Here is a 629-nt window from a genome sequence, read left to right on the forward strand (position 1 = left end):
ACGTTTTTCAGTTGGTTTGTTTGGTTTTTCAACTGTCTTGCTTACTGGGTTGTAATAGTTAACAACTTGGGCAGCTGTATTTTCGATGTCTGAACCACCAGGTACATCAGCTTTAACTGTTGCTGGAATATCAAACTTGTAGTAACGTCCAAATTCAAATTTAGTTGTATCAATGATTTGAGTATTTTCTGCGTCGCCAAGTGACTTAGTGAAGCCAGCTTTAAGGGTTGCAGTCATAACACCATTTTCAACTTTAATGTCAAATTTATCAGTGACATCAGCTCCAGTTACTGAATCGTAAGCTTTGATTGCTGAACCATCTACATCAACCTTAGTTTCATCGAAGTCATCAGTGATTCCTACAGTTTGAACGTTGTCTTTGTTAGCTGCGTCGAATTTAGTTGTATCCAACCATACTTGATAGTAGATCTTTTCGCCGCGTTTAACAGACTTAGTATTGATGTTTTCTGCTTCGTTGTTATCAGCTTTGTCAGCGTATGGGTTGGCATTAGTATCATTGTACTTGTCTGCCAACTCTGAATCGTCATCGAGAAGCTTGTTATCAGTGATAGAGAATTTAGCTGTATTCAATACATATTTCTCTGGTTGGAACTTAGGTTCTTCTGGAG

Annotated in this window: 1 protein-coding gene; it reads right to left on the reverse strand. The window is 38.2% G+C overall.

What is annotated here, in order from left to right; all coding sequences use genetic code 11:
- Positions 1-629 (reverse strand): SspB-related isopeptide-forming adhesin (locus tag HMPREF3112_RS11750; RefSeq protein ID WP_256262679.1); only part of this gene is annotated, 629 nt, incomplete at both ends.

The organism is Streptococcus sp. HMSC10E12, assembly GCF_001807855.1.
GTDB classification, from domain to species: domain Bacteria; phylum Bacillota; class Bacilli; order Lactobacillales; family Streptococcaceae; genus Streptococcus; species Streptococcus salivarius.